The 13,265-nt window shown below is 41.7% G+C and carries 20 protein-coding genes; 1 reads left to right on the forward strand and 19 read right to left on the reverse strand.

Going from position 1 to position 13,265, the window contains the following annotated elements:
* Nucleotides 1-244: 244 nt before the first annotated feature.
* The 17 genes from FAI40_09960 to FAI40_10040 all read right to left on the reverse strand — a co-directional run bounded on the left by FAI40_09960 (nucleotide 245) and on the right by FAI40_10040 (nucleotide 11,561).
* On the reverse strand, nucleotides 245-493 hold the full coding sequence (locus tag FAI40_09960) for a hypothetical protein (GenBank protein ID QCE35621.1): 249 nt from the start codon (nucleotides 491-493) through the stop codon (nucleotides 245-247).
* The gene (locus tag FAI40_09965; protein QCE35622.1) at nucleotides 486-746 is read right to left on the reverse strand and encodes a hypothetical protein; all 261 of its coding nucleotides are present in this window, start codon (nucleotides 744-746) and stop codon (nucleotides 486-488) included. The genes FAI40_09960 and FAI40_09965 overlap by 8 nt, the downstream gene beginning before the upstream one ends.
* Before the next feature lie 176 nt (nucleotides 747-922).
* Nucleotides 923-1,360, reverse strand: coding sequence for a hypothetical protein (locus FAI40_09970; GenBank protein ID QCE35623.1), 438 nt, complete (start codon nucleotides 1,358-1,360; stop codon nucleotides 923-925).
* 26 nt (nucleotides 1,361-1,386) lie between these two features.
* Nucleotides 1,387-1,647, reverse strand: coding sequence for a hypothetical protein (locus tag FAI40_09975; protein QCE35624.1), 261 nt, complete (start codon nucleotides 1,645-1,647; stop codon nucleotides 1,387-1,389).
* On the reverse strand, nucleotides 1,640-2,140 hold the full coding sequence (locus tag FAI40_09980) for a hypothetical protein (GenBank protein ID QCE35625.1): 501 nt from the start codon (nucleotides 2,138-2,140) through the stop codon (nucleotides 1,640-1,642). Before FAI40_09980 ends, FAI40_09975 begins: the two co-directional genes overlap by 8 nt.
* 102 nt (nucleotides 2,141-2,242) lie before the next feature.
* Nucleotides 2,243-2,455, reverse strand: coding sequence for a hypothetical protein (locus FAI40_09985; protein QCE35626.1), 213 nt, complete (start codon nucleotides 2,453-2,455; stop codon nucleotides 2,243-2,245).
* A gap of 4 nt (nucleotides 2,456-2,459) precedes the next feature.
* A complete protein-coding gene (locus FAI40_09990) occupies nucleotides 2,460-3,116 on the reverse strand; it encodes a hypothetical protein (protein QCE35627.1) in 657 nt (218 codons plus the stop codon).
* A 1-nt stretch (nucleotide 3,117) separates the two neighbouring features.
* Nucleotides 3,118-4,926 (reverse strand): hypothetical protein, encoded by a 1,809-nt coding sequence (locus FAI40_09995; protein QCE35628.1) that lies wholly within the window; start codon nucleotides 4,924-4,926, stop codon nucleotides 3,118-3,120.
* A gap of 75 nt (nucleotides 4,927-5,001) precedes the next feature.
* Nucleotides 5,002-5,694, reverse strand: coding sequence for a DUF2612 domain-containing protein (locus FAI40_10000; GenBank protein ID QCE35629.1), 693 nt, complete (start codon nucleotides 5,692-5,694; stop codon nucleotides 5,002-5,004).
* A complete protein-coding gene (locus FAI40_10005; protein ID QCE35630.1) occupies nucleotides 5,691-6,929 on the reverse strand; it encodes a hypothetical protein in 1,239 nt (412 codons plus the stop codon). Before FAI40_10005 ends, FAI40_10000 begins: the two co-directional genes overlap by 4 nt.
* On the reverse strand, nucleotides 6,916-7,272 hold the full coding sequence (locus tag FAI40_10010) for a hypothetical protein (protein QCE35631.1): 357 nt from the start codon (nucleotides 7,270-7,272) through the stop codon (nucleotides 6,916-6,918). Before FAI40_10010 ends, FAI40_10005 begins: the two co-directional genes overlap by 14 nt.
* Nucleotides 7,269-8,015, reverse strand: coding sequence for a hypothetical protein (locus FAI40_10015; protein QCE35632.1), 747 nt, complete (start codon nucleotides 8,013-8,015; stop codon nucleotides 7,269-7,271). The genes FAI40_10010 and FAI40_10015 overlap by 4 nt, the downstream gene beginning before the upstream one ends.
* Nucleotides 7,996-8,973, reverse strand: coding sequence for a hypothetical protein (locus tag FAI40_10020; protein ID QCE35633.1), 978 nt, complete (start codon nucleotides 8,971-8,973; stop codon nucleotides 7,996-7,998). The genes FAI40_10015 and FAI40_10020 overlap by 20 nt, the downstream gene beginning before the upstream one ends.
* Complete coding sequence (locus FAI40_10025; protein QCE35634.1) at nucleotides 8,970-9,272, reverse strand: hypothetical protein; 303 nt, start codon at nucleotides 9,270-9,272, stop codon at nucleotides 8,970-8,972. The genes FAI40_10020 and FAI40_10025 overlap by 4 nt, the downstream gene beginning before the upstream one ends.
* Nucleotides 9,269-9,982 carry a hypothetical protein gene (locus FAI40_10030; protein QCE35635.1) on the reverse strand — a complete coding sequence of 238 codons (714 nt, stop codon included), beginning with the start codon at nucleotides 9,980-9,982 and terminating at the stop codon, nucleotides 9,269-9,271. Before FAI40_10030 ends, FAI40_10025 begins: the two co-directional genes overlap by 4 nt.
* Nucleotides 9,982-11,229 (reverse strand): hypothetical protein, encoded by a 1,248-nt coding sequence (locus FAI40_10035; protein QCE35636.1) that lies wholly within the window; start codon nucleotides 11,227-11,229, stop codon nucleotides 9,982-9,984. Before FAI40_10035 ends, FAI40_10030 begins: the two co-directional genes overlap by 1 nt.
* 44 nt (nucleotides 11,230-11,273) lie before the next feature.
* On the reverse strand, nucleotides 11,274-11,561 hold the full coding sequence (locus FAI40_10040; GenBank protein ID QCE35637.1) for a hypothetical protein: 288 nt from the start codon (nucleotides 11,559-11,561) through the stop codon (nucleotides 11,274-11,276).
* 82 nt (nucleotides 11,562-11,643) lie between these two features.
* Between FAI40_10040 and FAI40_10045 the strand changes: the two genes are divergently transcribed.
* A complete protein-coding gene (locus tag FAI40_10045) occupies nucleotides 11,644-12,216 on the forward strand; it encodes a hypothetical protein (protein QCE35638.1) in 573 nt (190 codons plus the stop codon).
* A 137-nt stretch (nucleotides 12,217-12,353) separates the two neighbouring features.
* Here the strand turns inward: FAI40_10045 and FAI40_10050 are convergent, their stop codons facing one another.
* A complete protein-coding gene (locus tag FAI40_10050) occupies nucleotides 12,354-12,815 on the reverse strand; it encodes a hypothetical protein (GenBank protein QCE35639.1) in 462 nt (153 codons plus the stop codon).
* Between the two features lie 11 nt (nucleotides 12,816-12,826).
* Nucleotides 12,827-13,264 (reverse strand): hypothetical protein, encoded by a 438-nt coding sequence (locus tag FAI40_10055; GenBank protein ID QCE35640.1) that lies wholly within the window; start codon nucleotides 13,262-13,264, stop codon nucleotides 12,827-12,829.
* Nucleotide 13,265 lies beyond the last annotated feature (1 nt).

Raw genomic sequence — 13,265 nt, forward strand, 5'->3', positions numbered from 1 at the left:
GAATATTTATTGTAAATCGTAATAATCATGGGGATTGGAATTTTAAAACGTATCCAATTCTGAGCTATTTAAATACTGATTTGACACCAGTAGTTACTCCCATGATGTGGATGGCTCTACTTATATCTATAATAGCGGTTACCTTTTATTTAATGTCCAGATTTAAATAAAAGATATTTGTAAACCACAAAATGCAAAATGTGGTTCACAAACTATTTTGTGTTTCATTGGTGGATAGCAAATTCTATTTGCTGAGCTTCTCGCATTGATCGCCAAGATTATTTTCAGAGCAAAGCTCAGCCCTTAGAACCAGATAATCATTTAACATATTCCACGCTGGGCTAGTTGCTGGCACAGTCTTCATATCAGAAGCCGCCTCCTGATATTCTGAAGGTGTAAGGTATTTTGGCGTTGGCATGTACTTATTTTCGATTGCGTGAGAGCAACCAGCCAGAAGTACAGCACATGACAAAGAGAGAAGAATTTTAAACATTCGCTTGGCCTTTGCTTTCTAAGTAAGAGAGGATTTCATCTTTTGTTTTTGGAATGCCTCGTGCAGCGTTTTCTGCTTCTTTCTGTGTTGTTTGAAAGGATTTTGCTGCGCTGTTCTGAGCGCTTTCTGCACCGAGCCGAAACCCTGCAAGAAAGAGTGCCATGCCAGCGCCAACTTTTTCTGTTGTCTGAATTGTGTCAGCTACTGCCTTCACAGCAGCAGGGACATCATAAGGGCCTGAGATTTCAACCATTTGTTATTCTCGATATGAACAATTGAATAATGCTCAACAGTTCGGAATTTCCGAAATGTTGGCCAACTATCCGGAAATTCCAGAGAGTTCAATTTATTGGTGGGTTATTGATTTCGAAGGGGTTCTCATAAAGAAAACCCCTGAAAGCTCTTAAAAAGTTGTTGATAGCTTGTTGATTAAGCTTCTTTTTTCTTTAGAGCTGCGATGACTTGCTGAGTTCCAGCTTCAAGAGAAAGCAGACCGTCATTGACTTTCGAAAGGCCATTTTCTAAAGCCTGCACATCAAGCTTATCTTTTGAAAGATCAAAGAGTGCACTGATGATGGGGGATGCAATAGTGCCAGCAAGACGGATTTTTGCTTTAACAGCAGCTGACTCAGAGCTGGAAAGATTTTCAAAAATGTCTTCAACCTGAGAAATCAATGTAGAGGCTGTTGCGTTCTCAGATGCTGCTGGTGTTGCATCAAGTTTTGTTTCGCTGAAGGCGAGTGGATTGGCGTTTGTATTCATATTATTAAGTTCCTTCATTTCTTTGAGGATTTTTAAAACTGTCATTAAAGACAAGGAATTTGCTGGCTTTCTGCATTGCAGTCCTGACAGCGAGGAATTGGACAAAGAAAAAGCCCCAGGAGTGGGGCTTTCTAAAAAGGGGATTTGGTGTTGTTTCGAGGCGGTTGTTTAAGCAGTGCTTTTTGCTTGATCTGATGCACAAGCAGAGGTGCAACAATTTCAAGGATTTTGTGAGCGAGGGGACTGTTTTCTGGAATGAGACCGCCAATTCCCATTATGATCAGCATTGTTGCTGTGCCTTCATCTATCAGGTTGCAATAAACGCCTGAAACTGCTCCAAGAATGAGGCCAAGACCGAGATATGTACTTCGTTGGTGTAAAATTTTAAGCATTGATTACCTCTTTAAATAGAGGAATGTTGCGCTCTACATCGGCTTTTCCGAGGGCGGTGTTGTAATATCGTTTATGGTATTCAGCGAGTGCCTGTGCATCGGTTGCTGATGGCAAGCTTTCTTTAATCCGCAGATAAAATACTCTGCACATTGCCGCAGCATAGCTGAGATTGCCAATCATCTGACATGCTCTTGGCATCGTGCGTGTTATGAAATAACCGCCACAGGCAATCTTTTGCATTTTGATAAATAATGCTTCTCTTGATGAAAGGTAATTTTTCCAGATGTCATCATGCGTAGCAGGTTCCATTTGGAAAGGACCCAAAGCTGGTCCCTCTATCTGCTCGAGATAGCAAAGGCCACTTTCAACAAGCGCTGTACCCGTAACCAGATTTAAAGCGCTTTCACTAAATAACTCTAAATCTTGTTTTAAAACTGGGCGAACAATCAGCTCTTTAAATTGCTTGATGTTTAGTCCCATCTTCCGATCCATCCATCTTTATTTTTCATTGTATTCTCCATAAAAAAAGCTCTCAAAATGAGAGCAGAAATGAGTAGGTTGCTTTAAGTCGAATTTAAAATGTGGTCGAGAAATTTAATGAATTGCGGAAAGTATTGAAAAAAAAACGCCACCAACCGTTCCAGCAAGTGTTCCTGCACCCCAAATTGCTTTTTTAATCCCTTTAAATAGGCCAATAAGCTCATTCACTTGTTTTTCAAATCTGCGTTGATTTTCACAGACACGGTCAATGCGTTCATTAGTTGCTTGGGCAAGGCTTTCAAGCTTTAAAATGCGATCTTCTGTCATTTTACTACTTCCACCATCCAGAATTAAAATTATTTAATTCGCTTAATGGAAATGGAGGAGTGGGCAAAGTTACTTCGTTAACGACTGGTGCACTTTCTGATTTCGTTTCAGTACTTGTAGAAGCTAAGACAAAAGCCTCAGTTGTTTTTTGGACTGGAGGATTGATAATGTTCTGCAAATCTTTTGCATAAGAAACTGCTTCAGGAGAGGGTGATGCGCCAACTGGAAGTCCATTCACGGCACTTTCTTTGAGTTGCGTATAAATGACTTTTGCTTGTTCCTGCGCGTTTGGCTTCGGTGGTGCATAGCCATATTGCAAAGCACCATTCTTATCGAAATAAGGCGTTTTTGCCATAAATTCACGAAGCTCTTCCTGATTTGTTACAGGAATGCTTACGTATCCGTCAGGCACGGGAATATCTTTGCCAGTTGCATCAGCTATTTTAAGACGCCAAGGTGTGATTAGACTGTTACCAGCAGAATCTGGGTTAAGCCTTTTTCCGAAATAAGCATACTTTGTTAAGTCGGGTGCTTTAGTATTGTCAGGTTGTTCAATGACAACTTCTGGAGGAGGGGTTACATTGATAGAAGTTCCTCCTGCATATACTTTTTCTTTTTGTGCATCTGTACTGGTTTTTTCTGCACTCGTTTTATCAGTCATATTAAATTTCTCCTATTGCCATCCACAAAACGCTTTCAGGAAGGCCTCCTGTTTGAATCCAAAAACCTGTGGTTGAAATCCCCCAAATCTTATAATTGTCATTTTTAAGGTCTCCAGTATCAACAAAACCAATTGTGACATCTGGTGTGGACGAAAATGCCTGAGGGAATGTAATGAATTGCTTTGCAGATGAAGTGCTGATATCAGCATCGGTCAATGCTGTTGTGCCACTTTGAATGAACTTGTTTGTTTCTCCATTCGGAAGTTTTGCGTAGGAGGATAAATCATCAAAAGACGGAATAGTTTCGATTAAATTTCCAGAGCCACTGCCGCCTGCAGCGAGGAGGTTCGTTTTTCCGTTGACGGTATGAAAACCAAACCAGTCTAATCCTGAATTTCCGTTTTTGTCGGCAGCTGAATCAGGCGCATTTGTCGATACATAGTTTCCCTCTGCCTGATAATCGCCTTTGGGCTGATAATTGTCCAAATCCTCTAAATTAGCACAGGTTGCAACAACGCCTGCGATCCCATCGGTTGCTCGGACACGGGTGACGTTTTTGTCATCAATCCATCCGCCGATCCAGCTAATTCCGATATTATTATTTTCATCTGGCTTTGTAATATCTGCATTCGTGATTGGATAAGAGCCTTTGGGTTGATACCCATTTAAATCACTCAGGTTCGCAGCTTCGATGAGATCACCTGCATCGTCTTTTGCTAGAAGATGTGCTACAGATGAATTTTTATTCAGACCAATCCAACCAACACCAAAATTCCCACTTTCGTCTGGTTCGGTGAGGCTTTCATTAGTCTTAACGTAGTCACCTTTCGGCTGTAGATTGGTTAAGTCATCTGTGCGAGCGGATACATAAGTTAGCTCGTTACCACCGCTCCCGAGAGTGACTTGAAGTCTGTCTTTTCCGTCACTAGAACCATTCCAAGAGCAGAAATTGGCAATGCCTACCTGTTTATTCTCATTGCGTGCAGCGGAAGGATCAAAAGTCGGTGTGTAAAAGCCTTTTTCCTGATAATTATCCAAATCGTCTAAATTAGCACAGGTAGCGACAACCCCTTCAATCCCATCGGTTGCTCGGACACGAGTGACGTTTTTGTCATCAATCCATCCGCCGATCCAGCTAATTCCGATATTATTATTTTCATCGGGTTTTTTAATATCCGCATTTGTGATGGGATAAGCGCCTTTAGGCTGATAATTGTTTAAATCAGACAGGTTCGCTGCGGTGACAATATCGCCCTCTTCGTCGGTTGCGAGAATACGGGCTGTTGAATCATTTTTGCTGAGACCAATCCATGAAAGGCCGACATTTCCATTTTTGTCTGGCGGTGCATCAATTGCGTTGGTGTAAGCATAGTTTCCTGCTGGCTGAAGGCCTTTTTTAATGCTCACCCAGCTTGTCTGGTTTGGATCAGATGGATCATCAAGATTATCGTCTTTGATTGAGACAAAAATGTCGGGAATACCGCCTTTTGTATATGCAATTTTGGCGTTCTGCGGATAACCGCCGATGGCATCCGAAAAAGATTTGCTCCACCCAGGTACCAATCCCATCTCGATCAATTGAGCCGCTCTTGATAAATAGTTCAAAATACCATTAAAATCTTGCCCAAAAGGCGGAACACCACCAGCGGCAACGGGTGTCATATTAGTTGCTGTAAATCCTTTTTCGAGAGAGGCTGCACCAGCCTCTGTGGCTTCGGATGCTTTTTGTGGAATTTGGCGGAGTGTGTTGGGATCAGCATTAGCTGCCCAGACAGTAAAGAAGAGTTGCTTGCTATCTGACTGTTTCATAAAATTTCCATAATTTGGACATAAAAAAAGCGCCTAAAAAGGCGATTGAAAAAAGACATGGAGTAGGGAGGTTATTTATGTGGAGACGTATTTAAAATTTAGCTGAACACCTGATGGTCGAATGAAATTCCCAGCCTGTTCAATGAGTGTGAACTCAATTGATGTCGGTCGAAAATCGTAGCAAATTGTCATATTGCAATTGAGATGATCGTCAATGAACTTGTTGTAGAAAACGCCATTATTGAATGGCTCTGCACTATTTCCTGCTTCTTCAAATCCGAAGAAGGGGCCAGCCTCTGGTACATCTTCAATCCAGATGTTTTTGCCATTTCCACCAAATAAGATCATCAAAGCCCCATTGAGAGATTGAATGGATCCATCTGTGATGTTTGCAGCGGCCTTGCAAAAGATCAGCTTTCTAAAAGCATCATCTGTCAGGGCGTAGTTTTGCGTTAGAGGAACGCCTTCTCCCTTATAGAAGGGGCCCTGATTAAATCCTGTAATGTTAAGTAGGCCAGTGCCTTTTTCTGCCTCTGCAAAGCCAAGATATTCGTTTGCAACAGAGACTTTTATAACTCGGCCAACGCCAACAATACGTCCCCAAACATCTAATCCCCAGCCTGTGGCTGTTGAGGGGGCAAACACGTTCTGAAGAAAATTCTCAATGAGATTTGTTGGGTCAATTGCTTTATTAAAGCGCTCAAGAAGACCCGTTAAAATCGGACTTGTTGCATACTGAGCAAGGAAGGTTTCATTCAAATTTTTCATTGGAGCGAGACTTTAATAAGATTTTGGTAAGTCACACCAACTTGATTCAAATTGAAGTTGATTTCATTTTGAGAAGCACTGTTGTCTGTTCCAACGCCGAGGGAAAGCACACGACACCATGAGCAAGCTTCTTTGACAGCGTAAATAATGTCTGTTGCATACAGAATATCCCCGAGCTTCGGAGAAGTGTCTGGAGATTCAAAATAGGCAATAATTGCTTGAGCGATTATATTTTGAGCATTGTTTGGAACATTCGGACTGTTGGCCAGAACGATGTTAAAGAACACTGAAACAGACTGCGCATAGTCAAAATTGAATGTGTAAACTGGTGGATTGTCTCCATAAGCAGGGTTATTATCCGTCACCGTTACAGACTGATTTCCAGATGTTTGAACACCTGGTGGCTTTTTTGCCAGAATGGCTTTTCCAATATCTTGAGCATTTCCACCTTGCACAACTGCATAAACAGAGTTTGGCTTTAATGTAACGCCGTCAATCGTCAATTCAATTGCAGTTGGATTATCACGAACCTGTGCATCTGTTACGCCATTAAGCGCTAGTAATGCGCCGAGTAGCGAGGCATTCTGCCCCATGCTGTTTTTTGCAACAGAAGCAGATCTGCGGTTTTCAAAGTCGATACGCCCTTCAGCTTCTTGGCCAGTTGCGCCTGCGCTTGGATTATTGAGCGAAGCAATCCCTAAATTCCCCTGATAGAGCAAAAGACTGTTGGCAGGACACTCAATTGCGCCAGCACTCAAGCAGTAAAGCTCAACCGAAACAGGTGAGGCTGTACCAGCAGGAAAGTATGTATCACTGAGTAATGCGTAAAGGTTACCGCCTGAAATAGCATCTGTTGCGACAACCGTCCCAGCTTTTAAAAGTGGTAAGCCATTTCCAGTCAATGTGAGTTGCACTTCCACCGTGGTTGGTGTCGCTTGTTTTCTATTCATAAAATAGATACGGCCGAGTGCATCTTGCATGCGTCCGCTTGCCTCTGACGGATCCATTCCGTTAAAAACCTCAAGAACACTGCTCAGAAAGTCGCCAAGAATGGCTGTTTCAGAAATGGCGATTTGTCCCTGTGGCGTATTTAAAGCTGGATTAACATTACCGCCAAAGGCGGCATTGATGTCTGCCTGTACACCTGAGAGAATATCTTGTTCGCTCGGTGCAGAATATCCTGCGGCGGTTAAAGTCGGAGCAGGCACATTCGTTGTGATATTAGAATCCGACACGTTGTACTTCTCCATCTTCAAATTGAACGACAACATAGCCATTCAATTGTCTTTTGCTGTTTAATTGATTTGGAAAAATTTGAACGTCAGCAACGCCTGGAACTTTAAGTCCTGCCTCCCTTGCTAAAGAGCAAAAGATTGGGATTTCGTTTTGGTTTCCGAGAATACCTCGGTCATATGGCAAGCCTTGCTGGAGATCGTACCAAATTTCACCAATCCATGTTTGAATGGCAGAGGAAACATCTTGAAGCGTTGCCTGCTTATCAGAAATCACCTCAATATTTCCGCTGCTATCAAGCTTCAAATCCCAGTTTGTATTATCGAGAGCAAGTGAAGTTGTCATCCTATTGCTTCTCCCGTGTTTGCGCCCATATTTCCGTTACTGTGAACATGTTTTTGAAGGGAAATTGAGCCTGAGATGATGTCTCCATCAGCTTGTATTTCGCCAGAACAGGTGATTTTCCCTTGAACTGTTAAGTCCTTCTTGCACGTTAGATTGCCTTGAATTTCGACATCGCAGGTGATGACAGCATTTTTGCTTGTTAACGTGAATTTACTGTCTTTGACATCGAGCTGGATTTGGTTGTTGTCGCTTGCGTGAATCCGCCATCCTTTATCTGTTGCGAAGATATATTGCTCAGGTGCGGAGCAGAGCATCGAAGGGATATACACAGCATCATTAAAGTGGTTGATGCGGTAAGAGGCAGGGGCAGATACGTCTTTTGAAGAAAGGACGTTCTGAATATCTCGCCCAGCGATGGCAATGAAACCGATGTCATCCTTTTGTGGATCAATGACGAGCGCTGATTTTCCTGCCTGTTGGCGGAAATAGGGAACTCCATAAATTATACCGTGCTCAACAGTTTGCCCTGCGGCATCTTGCATCGAAACCATCGGCTGAACATCAACAGTGCCGACATCAGCAGGGCTGCCGTCACCGTTCTTTGTGATGTTTACAGCAACGACTTTGACAGGAAGCTGTGGCGCTTGGTAGGCGAGTTTAGCTCTGATCAGCTCGTTTATTTTTGTTTGTTGAGAGTTGTCTGATGTAAGTTCTCGAAAAGAACTAAGCCCTAGTGTATCCATTGACAGAGTGATCCGTTCTGTTTGCTTCGAAGTATGTGAACCATTCGCCATTTGGCAGTTCGCAGCTTAAATTGTGAGTGAGTTTGTAAGGAACCCACATTCCATCCCAGGGTGATTTTAGCGATCCAATATTTTGTCCAGCTTCATTTGTTGTTTTTGCAGATAGTTGGGCTGGGATATATCCAGAATTTAAGACAAAAGGTTCCCAAAAGTTCAGTGCTGGATTGAAAAGGCAAGAGCCTGTAACACGGAGCCCAGAGCAAGATGGGTATCCTCTAAGACCAGTTTCAGGACCTATAATAACTGGAGGAAAGTCTTCATTTTTAAAATTTCTTCCCCAGACATGAAGAATTTGAGCATATCTTTGTTTATCAATGCGAAATTGTCCTTGTCCACAATCGCGCACAACGCGTTGAATCATGTCTATTGCAGATCCGTGGCAGTAATAATTTCTAAAATTTCCTTCAATTCCGTGATCTACAAATCCAGTAAAACCTGCCTGAATTGCAATATCTGAGCAGATTTGAGATGCAGAAACGGGACCTTTGTATGAAAGAGGTTTAATACTCTTCGTGTTTATACCAAATGCACTACTTGCTTTAAAAATCAGTGCTGCATCTGGCGATTTTGTGTAGTCAGCCATGCTGTTTGTAATAGCACCCGAAAATATAGTCTGAATTCCTCCTTGTTGGTTAGGAACTTTAATATCTACATAATCGTCAGAAACATTTCTGATCGTGCTATTCTGCGCCGTGACAAGCCCATCTGCGTATGAAAGTCGGTTCATTTCAGAGGGACGCATGCCTTCAATTATACAAGATGCCAGTTGAGAGTAACCAGTCGCACCGTTTGTGATAGAGACCTGTGCTCTATGTCCTTTGATTTCAAATCCACCACCTTCTTTCAGCCGAAAGGTGAAGATAATATCTCTTTTTTGAAGAGAGCCAGTAGGGATCATTGGAATGACCTAAAAATAAGTTGGTAGCGATCGCCTAAGCCATTCAAAGTTGGATCTGTGTTTCCTTGTGTATCAAGAAAAACAAAATCACCATTGATAGAGAATGTTTTATCTCTAAGCATCCAAGTTTTATTCAAGCATAGAACACCTGCTGCAATAAGGGTGTTTTCGACCCAGATGTCGCAGTAAATTCCAGATGCTAGTTGCCTAATCCACAGCATTGTTTTTTTGCCGAGCAAAAGGCTTTGAACTTTTTGTGAGGGGACTTTTGAAATTGGAAGAACGTAATTTGTCGTCATGGCAATGCACTCAAGAGATTGTCAACGAGAGGATTGGGAAGTTCGGGCTGAACATTGGCTGTGCTCAAAATGCTTGCGCCGCTGGGCGTTGCCGTTCCCAGAAATTGCAAAGAAGCTGTTTCTCTGACCTCTCTAACTTGAACCGAAATTTCAAACATGTTTACAGAGGCAAGCTCTCTAACTTGAGAAGAGCCGATGACTTCAACAGGTCTCCATCCATATTCGGGCGTTCTTAATTGGAAATACTCTAAAGATGCCTTTGCATTTTCGACTGCCTGTACGAAAAGGGATCGCACATATTCGCCATTATCTCCTAAAATTGAACCAGAAGGGATTGCATTTATAAGAGGATTATTGGAGATGGCAGAGCCATCATAGACGAACGTTACTGTTCCATTCAGTGGATTTTTAACTTTGTTAAAGCTGAAAAATTCGCCATTTTCCTGTGGAGCTTCAGAGATTGAGTAGTCTTGATGAATGTCGGTTTTAGTAACATTCGCCATCGGAAATAAATCTTCGATGTTAGGAACGAAGGAGCTTCTATACGAAGTTACTATTCTTCCGAGACCAGTTTGAGAAAATTTATTGCTGAGAATACCTGCTGAGAATGTTTTAAAAATTCCCCATTTTACTTTTTCTGCATTGATAGAAGCATCTTCTAAAATCTGGCCAACATAGTCAGAGCCAATTGCGCCTGCATAATCAGCCATTATCTGAGCCCTCCTCCTGAAGCATCATCCCATTGATCTTGCAATTCTCTTGCTAGATTTCGTGCCATGACCTTTGGATCTCCTCCTGCCTCAATAGGTGTGACATTGATTGTGGCATGAAAAGACCTATTGTCAGTTGTTGTATTATTTGAGGTAGGTGAGTGAGTGCTAAACGTTCTGTTGTATTCATTAGAAATTCGCTCCAACTCCATTTGTGAGGAGGTTGAATGATTCAAATTTCTAGTTTGATCTAAAATAGAGTTATCAGTATTTCTAATATTCTTATTTTCATTGGAAATACTGTTGTTTGAAAGATTCCTTTTTTCATTATGAACGTTGGAATTTTCGATATTTTTTGTATCGTTATGGACACTTGAGTTGTCGATGTTGTTTGTCTCTGGATTACTCCTAAAATAAGTTGCAATGTCAGAAAAAAGTTCAGAAACCGCACCTGCTAAGTTTGCTCCAGCCTGACCTTCGAAGCCTCCAGCCCCTCCAAGTCCTTTTCCTTCAGCAGCTAAGTCCGCATCTGCTGCTGTTTCGGCAGCTCCTGTTTCTACTGCACCAGCGCCTGCTAATTTTCCAATTGCACTTGCTGTCTTTCCGTATCCTTTAATTGGAAGAGATAGGATTGCCCTAATTGTTCCCAATGCTTTCAGAAAAGCTGCACTTGTTAGAAGTGTACTTAAGACACCAAGAGCGACTGCTAAGTCCGTTAATCCTTGAGCAATCGCATCTGGGTGCGTTTTTTCTAGCTCAATGATTTTATCAAAGAATTTTTCAAGCTTAGGCTCTATTTTTTCAAAAGCCAAAAGACCAACTTGTTCTGTCTGAACTTTTAAATCGGTTGTTTTGTCCTTGAATGCTTGTCCTAAATCGACATCTTTTTGTGTTGGACCTAAGCCATCATATTTGTGTAAGCGTCTTAAAGCGTCCGATCGATTTGATAAATCTTTAAGAGAACGGGGTGCGCCAAGTTGGCCTAAAACACTTTCTCTCGTGTCAGTAGGTAGGTCTTTTAAAGATTCAACAAGCGTATCTAAAATATCTGTTCGGACATGTCCTTTTCCATCATAAAAATCGGCGGTGCTTAAATTTACTTGTGCACCTGCCTGTTTTACTAAATCTTGTCCTTCTTGTGTTGCTTCTAAGTCTTGTAGATGAGCGAGAAATTCGCCTGCATCATTATTTCCGCCACCAAGTGAGTTTAAAGCCCTGTTTAAAGATGTGATTTTCTCAGGTGCCATATCCAGCTGTCGGCTTAGATTTCCAACCTGTGCGCTTGAGTTTGCTATTTGATTTGAAAAGCCAAGAAGGGAAGCTCCTCCTGTGAATAAAGCAAAAAAGGCAATGGCTTGGTTTCTAGCTTCGCCCAACGTTTCTGCTGTCTTTTTGACACCTTCACTTGTTTTTTTGAAGGTGGATGTCTTATTTTTTCTACTGCTTCAATTGCACGTCCTGATTTTCTGGCGTCCTTTTCAAGAACATGAATTGCACCAGTTGCATCTTTAATGCCTTTTATGACACCGTTGGAATCAACAGCAATGGAAACAACGAATGCATCAAGTGCAGTGGCCATAATAAATCTGCTTAATAAATAGGGTGATGGAATAATGAAATGTTTTGGAAAGCTTTGTGCTTTGGTGCTTGTTTCAGCGTTCTTGTTTGACGCAAATGTAGCTTTTAGCCAAACATCTATTTCTGAGTATAAATATGTAGATCATGTGCGGGGTAGTTGGACGCAGACATTTGACAGTATAGGAACGCCTTCGCTTCGGTTTGTACTTCCTTTTAATAAAGGATATCTCTTGATTTCATTTGTTGATTCACGAGTGGATGGGATTTTTATAAATTTGGACGGTGGATTTTCTTATGATTATTTAAATCCAAAAGGTGAAGATGTTATTTTTCACTTTAGGAATGGTAGAAATATTTCTATAAAACTAAAAAATACTGCGTATTTAAAAGCGGTTTCATTTGAGGCAGGCTCCTGCATGCCAAGAGGAGAATGTTTAGCATCTTCTCAGCTCGCAACACTTTTTCATGAAAGTGAGCTTTCCTTTATCTCGCAGGGCGATAGGGCACTCATTTTAGAAGGTGATGGAATGCAGGAAGCTTTTCAAAAGTTTAGAGAGGCAATAGATCCCAAGACAAATCCAAAGTATTTTGAATTTTTACAATCAAAAAAATGGATGAATAAAAAGGGAAATTTTAAATTCGCCCCTCTTAAATAAATATTAAGTCCAATTGAACTTATTGATACATCCAGCTTCCCACATGTTCCATAAATCTTCGCTATCGTAGCTGGTTTGAAGGTCGTGTAGCGTTGCCATATTCCAGCCGATAACGTCTGAAATAGGAATAGACAGGTTTACTGGTCTTGCGAGTTTTCGTTTTTCCCCATTTGCAGAGCCACCGCGAGAGGGGAAATGAGGGAAGCGGCGGCAAGAATAAAATCCACATGAAGTTGAAAAGCTCTGACACGTAGCTCTTTAAGCGTCATTGGATCTGTAATATCACCTTCCAAAATTTTTGCTGGTTGGACATTTGGATTTTTTGGATCACGTTTGATTTGGCAACATTCAAGCAATTCAGCGAGTGCTTTGTTTGAAATGTCTTTATCCATGACACCAAATAAGGTCATTGCAAGTCCGCCCAGCGTTGCAATTCCCATGTCTTTTGCTTCAATGGGTAGCTTTGCACCTGCTTTTGATAGACCCCTTACAATGTCCATTGCCCATTCGTCAGCTTTAAAAGCTGACATTCTGGTGATAACGAAGACTTTTCCTTTATCTGTGCCTTCTTCTTGAATGTATTCAATAGATTTTCTCATTGGATTTTCCCTTAAATGCCAGCTGGAATCATGCGTTCAAACATAAGCTCGACTTTTCTGTTCTCGAGCAATTCAGCTCCTGGAGGCAGAGAATCAAACGATTTAATGAACCCATTTATGTATGTATATTTTCGTCCGAGTGACGGCATCGAAAAAACGAGGCCAAGCTGATAAGAGGTTCTTGCTTGAACAGACGCCCCTGTGATGGCATCAAAATATTCAAGAGATGGGCTGTTTGGTGAGAATGTAAGTGTGAGTGGGATTGCTTTTGGGATGTATCCACGGTTGAGCTTTCCATCAACAGACATTTTTCCATCTGCGATTTCCCAAGCCTCAGCCTCCCAAGCTTTGTCTGATGCCCAGTTTTCGAGCTTAAATGGTGCACTAAAAAGTGTTTCCACCGTTAAAAAGGCCGTTGCATTGGCTGAGGTAATAAGTTTATTTGCCATA

This window comes from Acetobacteraceae bacterium (assembly GCA_004843345.1).
Classification (GTDB): domain Bacteria; phylum Pseudomonadota; class Alphaproteobacteria; order Acetobacterales; family Acetobacteraceae.

Excerpts from the sequence above, each read along its gene's own strand:
- FAI40_10025 (QCE35634.1), bottom strand. The coding sequence starts at position 9,272 with ATGACGACAAATTACGTTCTTCCAATTTCAAAAGTCCCCTCACAAAAA.
- FAI40_10035 (QCE35636.1), bottom strand. The coding sequence starts at position 11,229 with ATGGCACCTGAGAAAATCACATCTTTAAACAGGGCTTTAAACTCACTT.
- FAI40_09995 (QCE35628.1), bottom strand. The coding sequence starts at position 4,926 with ATGAAACAGTCAGATAGCAAGCAACTCTTCTTTACTGTCTGGGCAGCT.
- FAI40_09980 (QCE35625.1), bottom strand. The coding sequence starts at position 2,140 with ATGGATCGGAAGATGGGACTAAACATCAAGCAATTTAAAGAGCTGATT.
- FAI40_10020 (QCE35633.1), bottom strand. The coding sequence starts at position 8,973 with ATGATCCCTACTGGCTCTCTTCAAAAAAGAGATATTATCTTCACCTTT.
- FAI40_09985 (QCE35626.1), bottom strand. The coding sequence starts at position 2,455 with ATGACAGAAGATCGCATTTTAAAGCTTGAAAGCCTTGCCCAAGCAACT.
- FAI40_10015 (QCE35632.1), bottom strand. The coding sequence starts at position 8,015 with ATGGATACACTAGGGCTTAGTTCTTTTCGAGAACTTACATCAGACAAC.
- FAI40_10050 (QCE35639.1), bottom strand. The coding sequence starts at position 12,815 with ATGAGAAAATCTATTGAATACATTCAAGAAGAAGGCACAGATAAAGGA.
- FAI40_09965 (QCE35622.1), bottom strand. The coding sequence starts at position 746 with ATGGTTGAAATCTCAGGCCCTTATGATGTCCCTGCTGCTGTGAAGGCA.
- FAI40_10000 (QCE35629.1), bottom strand. The coding sequence starts at position 5,694 with ATGAAAAATTTGAATGAAACCTTCCTTGCTCAGTATGCAACAAGTCCG.
- FAI40_10010 (QCE35631.1), bottom strand. The coding sequence starts at position 7,272 with ATGACAACTTCACTTGCTCTCGATAATACAAACTGGGATTTGAAGCTT.
- FAI40_10030 (QCE35635.1), bottom strand. The coding sequence starts at position 9,982 with ATGGCTGATTATGCAGGCGCAATTGGCTCTGACTATGTTGGCCAGATT.
- FAI40_09975 (QCE35624.1), bottom strand. The coding sequence starts at position 1,647 with ATGCTTAAAATTTTACACCAACGAAGTACATATCTCGGTCTTGGCCTC.
- FAI40_10040 (QCE35637.1), bottom strand. The coding sequence starts at position 11,561 with ATGGCCACTGCACTTGATGCATTCGTTGTTTCCATTGCTGTTGATTCC.
- FAI40_10055 (QCE35640.1), bottom strand. The coding sequence starts at position 13,264 with ATGGCAAATAAACTTATTACCTCAGCCAATGCAACGGCCTTTTTAACG.
- FAI40_09960 (QCE35621.1), bottom strand. The coding sequence starts at position 493 with ATGTTTAAAATTCTTCTCTCTTTGTCATGTGCTGTACTTCTGGCTGGT.
- FAI40_09990 (QCE35627.1), bottom strand. The coding sequence starts at position 3,116 with ATGACTGATAAAACGAGTGCAGAAAAAACCAGTACAGATGCACAAAAA.